The organism is uncultured Corynebacterium sp. (assembly GCF_902782855.1).
Lineage (GTDB): Bacteria > Actinomycetota > Actinomycetes > Mycobacteriales > Mycobacteriaceae > Corynebacterium.
Window position 1 is genome coordinate 1 of sequence record NZ_CACZOO010000247.1, and the last position, 5,073, is coordinate 5,073.

Annotated in this window: 5 protein-coding genes and 1 tRNA gene; 5 read left to right on the top strand and 1 reads right to left on the bottom strand. The window is 67.5% G+C overall.

Annotated features, from left to right (window positions below):
• Both QZV72_RS10100 and QZV72_RS10105 read left to right on the top strand, forming a co-directional pair.
• Nucleotides 1–487, top strand: a 487-nt coding sequence (locus QZV72_RS10100) for a hypothetical protein (RefSeq protein ID WP_297008104.1), incomplete at its 5' end; no start/stop codon positions are given.
• A 117-nt stretch (nucleotides 488–604) separates the two neighbouring features.
• Nucleotides 605–1,363 carry a YfbU family protein gene (locus QZV72_RS10105; protein WP_297008105.1) on the top strand — a complete coding sequence of 253 codons (759 nt, stop codon included), beginning with the start codon at nucleotides 605–607 and terminating at the stop codon, nucleotides 1,361–1,363.
• Nucleotides 1,364–1,548: 185 nt separating this feature from the next.
• Here QZV72_RS10105 and QZV72_RS10110 read toward each other — a convergent pair.
• Nucleotides 1,549–1,631 (bottom strand) — tRNA-Leu (locus QZV72_RS10110).
• A gap of 298 nt (nucleotides 1,632–1,929) precedes the next feature.
• On the opposite strand from QZV72_RS10110, the gene QZV72_RS10115 reads away from it, so the two are divergent.
• The 3 genes from QZV72_RS10115 to QZV72_RS10125 all read left to right on the top strand — a co-directional run.
• Nucleotides 1,930–3,078 carry a DUF3662 and FHA domain-containing protein gene (locus tag QZV72_RS10115; RefSeq protein WP_297008107.1) on the top strand — a complete coding sequence of 383 codons (1,149 nt, stop codon included), beginning with the start codon at nucleotides 1,930–1,932 and terminating at the stop codon, nucleotides 3,076–3,078.
• 163 nt (nucleotides 3,079–3,241) lie between these two features.
• On the top strand, nucleotides 3,242–3,739 hold the full coding sequence (locus QZV72_RS10120; RefSeq protein ID WP_297008109.1) for an FHA domain-containing protein: 498 nt from the start codon (nucleotides 3,242–3,244) through the stop codon (nucleotides 3,737–3,739).
• On the top strand, nucleotides 3,736–5,073 hold a 1,338-nt coding region (locus QZV72_RS10125), incomplete at its 3' end, for a protein phosphatase 2C domain-containing protein (protein ID WP_297008111.1). The genes QZV72_RS10120 and QZV72_RS10125, both read left to right, overlap by 4 nt.

Below are 5,073 nucleotides of genomic sequence, written 5' to 3' on the forward strand. Positions count from 1 at the left end.
CCTCAACCGCGCCCGGGACGCCGGCGACCTCCACCTCCTGAAACGGCAGACCCTGATCGACGCCCGGCCACGGCTGGCCCTGCCCACTCCGCTGCGTGACCAGGGGGAGGCCCGGTTCGACGAGCTGAACGGTCGTGGCCGGCGCCTCGACCCGCTGCGGGGAACCATGCACGGGTTGGGCAGGCAATACGTCCTCGCCGAACACCGTGACAATCTCGACGGTCCGACGACCGGGGAGGTTGTTCTGCCCCTCTCCCTTGACTGGGGTCCAGCACCCACATACGACCTGCCCGACCGAATGGTGACGTTGTACATCACCGTGCTGCGCGAGGCCGCAGGCATCGAGGACTTCCACTACCTGAACTGGGCGACCCTGGTGGAGGTGTGGCCGGTGCTGCGGATCCCCGACCGTATCCGCGACATGTGGGAGGTCACCTTCGAGGAGCTGGCCGGCAACCCGGGACTGTGGGGGCACGGACGTTCGTGACCTACAACGAGGGGCCCAGTACAGTCCTCTTGACCAGCGCTGATGATAACCCTTGCCCCCCCCTTGAGTATGACAGTGTTACACTTACTGTCATACGACAACACGGAAGGGGAAACAGTGGCTGTTCTCAACATCAGGATCGATGATGACTACCGGGACCGTCTACGGGAGAAGGCGGAGGATCAGGGCGTCAGTCTCAGCGAATACGTCCGAGCACTTGTCCTGGAGGACGTGGTAGACGTGCGCCGGCAGGATGAGCTGACCGATACTGAAACGGCGCCAGAGACCATGACGCTCACGGAACGGCAGATGCTCGCACTGCTGCACCGGATCAGCGCCCGCGTCATGCCGGAGAAGGGCGAGACACTGGACTGTGCCGACGGCGACCGCGATGATCAGCTCAGGCTGGCACAGATTCTCGAAGCCGGATACACCGCAGAGTACTTCCAGGCCACCGCAGGGTTCCGCACTGAGCTGTCTCACCTCGACTGCACGCGAGTGACTGACATTCTCCAGATGTTCCAGATCATCGCAATCAGTGCCCACCGCCTCGCGCACGCGGCGGACGAGGATCTTACTGACCGTCTGCGGTTCCAGGGGTTCGACCACCAGGATCTCTTGGAAAGCCGCATGGCCTCCTACGTCGAGTTCCTGATGCAGGACGAAAACACCTGGGTAGAGCTGCGGCCCCAGATCGAGGAGACCGACGGCGGCAACTCGCACCACCGCATGCTCGATGTCTACCTACGAATGCTGACCGAGTACCGGCGCATCATGGATGCCCGTACTCGGAAGTACTCACCCGATGACTACCTGCTGTCGCTCGAAGACCTCCAGCGTATCGACCGGGCTCAGATCCACCCGTCGCACAGGTGATCTGAGTTCGTGAGCATCACCCACTCTGGAGGCCCGGGCCCGCCGGGTAGATGGGGAGCTATCGACCAGTTCCCGCAGCCGTGACACTTTCACTGCACTGCCACTCCAGACAACGAAAAACCGGAGGTCACAAACCCTTTCGAGTTTGTGACCTCCGGTCCGTGCGGTTCGTGAACCGCTCACTGTGCGCGAAGGGGGACTTGAACCCCCACGTCCCTAAGGACACTGGCACCTGAAGCCAGCGCGTCTGCCATTCCGCCACTCGCGCGTGGAGTCGATCTGGATGTGATCAACGAGCGTTGCTGCTGCAACGGGTTGTAAGGTTAGCACCGGTACCCTGCTGACACAAAGGAGCCGGTCAACCGGTGTTTCCACCGGTCCGCAGCGAGCCTCCCGACAGTGCGTTCCGGCATGGTGCGCCCCACGCCGTCCGCCGCATCCCTATAATGGGACGCTCACTGTTCACTAGACTCAACGCTTCAGCGTGTCAGCGTCCACGGGGTGTCCCCCCGGACCTCACCCGGTACCCCGGGCGACACGGCACAAGGAAGGCAGGACCCCGGTTCATGGATCTCTTCGGACGATTCCGCAAGCTCGACAGTTCACTCCAGCGCGGGCTGGACAACGGTTTCGCGCGCGTTTTCGGTGGCGAGGTCGTCCCCGCCGAGATCGACGAGCTGCTCAAACAGGAGGTCGAGGACGCCCTCATGGAGGACCGCTCCGGCGTCCTGCACGCACCCTCCACTTTCGAGGTGTACCTCGCTTCCCGCGACCACGACAATCTCGTCTCGCAGCGCCCCGATCTCGCCCATGAGCTGCGCGACCGGCTCCACCGCTTCATCCGCAACGAAGGGTGGACCACCTCCGCCCCCGTTACCGTGGATCTCGTCCGCGACGACGGCATGCACACCGGACAGCTGAAGTGCCGCTCGAGTTTCACTGCGGTCCACCAGCATGACTCGGCACCGGCAGCCCGACAGGACGCAGCACCCCACGCAGCACCCCCGGCAGCATCCCAGGCAGAGCCCCGGGCAACGTCCCACCGTGCACCGGAATGGCCCCGGCCCGAGCCTAATTCCGGTCGTTCCCCCGTCGCGCGCCCCTATGACGCCGACAGTGCAGACAGCGCCGATGGCGCTGACAGTGCAGCCAACGAGGCGTCCTCCCACGGAACCGGTGCCGGTGCCGCGGGAACAGGTGCGGCGGCAGGTGCCGCGGGAACAGGTACGGCGGGTGGCGGCTCACTCGCCGGCCTCGCGCACCCGCAGGGCCGGGCCTCCTCCTGGGGGCAGCCCGCGCCCGAACCCGCAAGCCGACCTGCAGACCGACCCGAGTCAGCCCCGGAGACCGAGGTCGTCCCCGGCCCGTCCGCTACGGCGGTCGCCGGTGCCGACGGCGCGACGGGTGCCGGCGACCAGGGTGCCGAGCAGCGCACCGTCACTCTCCACCTCCAGGACGGCTCCGACCGCACCTACGTCCTCTCCCTCGGCAGCAACACCGTCGGCCGCGGTAATCAGGTCGACTTCCGTCTGCCGGACACCGGCGTCTCCCGCCGCCACGGCGACATCACCTGGGACGGATTCGACGCCGTCTACACCGACCTCCACTCCACCAACGGCACCACCGTCAACGACATCCCGGTGGAGAACTGGCTTCTCGCCGACGGCGACGTCATCTCCCTGGGGCACAGCAGTATTGAGGTCCGGTTCAGCTGACCCCCCGTCCGACCTGCCCGACCCCGCCACCGGACGACCATATGCACGACACCTCTGAGATCCGGCACCTGCCGTAAAGTGGGTACAGTCTTATCCCTTTGTCCGTCGTCCGTGCCATCCGTGCCATCCGTGCCATCCGTGCCATCCGTGAGGAGTTGACCCCATGCAGTCCACCCTGGTCCTGGTCGTCAAGATCGGCCTGCTGGTCGTGCTCTGGTTGTTCATCTGGGTCACCGTCCGCGCGATGAACCGCGATGTCGGGCGCGCCGCCACCTCGGGCGCCGTCCCCGTCAGTGGCGGCCAGGTTGCCGCCTACGCCACACCCTCCCCCGCGCAACACCGCGGCCGGGGGTTCTCCCGCAGCGGCGAACCACAGTCCCTCACCCTGACGACCGGACCGTTGACCGGGACGACGCTGGCCCTGGCCGGCTACGACGAAATCACCGTGGGCCGGTCCTCGGGCTGCACCCTCGTCCTCGAGGACGACTTCGCCTCGGGCACCCACGCCCGTCTCATGCGACGTGGGGCGGACTGGTACCTCGAAGACCTCGACTCACGCAACGGCACCTTCCTGGCAGGTCAGCGTATCGACCAGCCGGAGCCACTGCGTGCCGGCAGTGAATTCCGCATCGGCCAGACCACAGTGAGGATGGACGCATGACGTCGGAGAATCTCGCCCTGAACTTCGCCGCCAGGTCCGACCGGGGCCTGGTGCGCGGCAACAACGAGGATTCCGCCGTCGCGGCGTCCCACCTCCTCGCCCTGGCCGACGGCATGGGCGGCCACGCCGCCGGGGAAGTCGCCTCCCAGCTGATGATCGAGGCCCTGCTACCTCTCAACGCCATGTTCCACGGGGACGCCCCGGGGAGCGCCCCCGCAATCACCCCGGACCGGCTTCCCGGCCTGCTCGTCGAGGCGATGGACGCCGGCAACCGTGCCATCGCCGCGCACGTCGACGAGAATCCCACCCTCGACGGCATGGGCTGCACCCTGAGCTCCCTGCTCTTCCTCGACGGAAGGATGGGTGTCTGCCATGTCGGTGACTCGCGTGGCTACCTGCTGCGTGACGGCGTCCTCACCCAGATCACCAAGGACGACACCTACGTCCAGTCCCTCGTCGACGAGGGCAAGCTCGACCCCGCGGACGTTTCCAGCCACCCGCAGCGCTCCCTGATCCTCAAGGCTCTCACCGGACGCCCCGTCGAACCCACCCTGCAGCTGCTCGACACGCTGCCCGGCGACCGTTTCATGCTCTGCTCCGACGGCCTGTCCGACCCGGTCAGCGCCGACACGATCCGCGAGGTCCTCGGCGAGGGGACACCGGACACCGCAGCCAGCCGCCTCATAGACCTCGCACTGCGCGGCGGGGGCCCGGACAACGTCACCGTCGTCGTCGCCGACGTCGTCGACATGGACGCCACTGAGGGTGCCGGGTCCGTCGATCTGCCCACCACCGCCGCTCTCGCCGGGGCGATCAACTCCGATGAGACGGAACTGCCCCGCCCGGACACCGCCGCGGGGCGGGCCATGGCCGTCAACGTCGTCAACCGTTCCACACCCCCCGCTGACGGGGACGCGTCGGACCCGGCAGGCACCGGCGAGTCTCCGACGGCCCCCACCGACGACATGCCGCCGATGCGCCGCCCCCGGCGGGTCGGGAGCCGCAGGACCGCCGGCACCCACGGTGACCCGGCCGGTGCGGATCCCACGGATCCCGGGCGTGTGGACTCACCCGACCCACGGCAGGCGAAGCGGCGACGTCGCATCCTCGTCACGGTGACCGTCATCGTCGCCCTGGTGGTCATCGCCGGAATCGGCGGCTGGATCGCCAAGCGTAACCTCGACGACTCCTACTTCGTCGCCGTGGCGTCCTCCGACGACGTGCCGGAACCGTCGACCACCGCGACTGCCACGACCATGCCGGCCACCACCGCCGCACCGGAGGGGACCGCGCCCGCGGCGCCCTCCGCCCCGGCGTCGGCCGCAGCCGCCGCG

What these genes read in the sequence shown, in the direction of transcription:
- QZV72_RS10120 (WP_297008109.1), top strand. Translation starts at nt 3,242, where the DNA reads ATGCAGTCCACCCTGGTCCTGGTCGTCAAGATCGGCCTGCTGGTCGTG.
- QZV72_RS10115 (WP_297008107.1), top strand. Translation starts at nt 1,930, where the DNA reads ATGGATCTCTTCGGACGATTCCGCAAGCTCGACAGTTCACTCCAGCGC.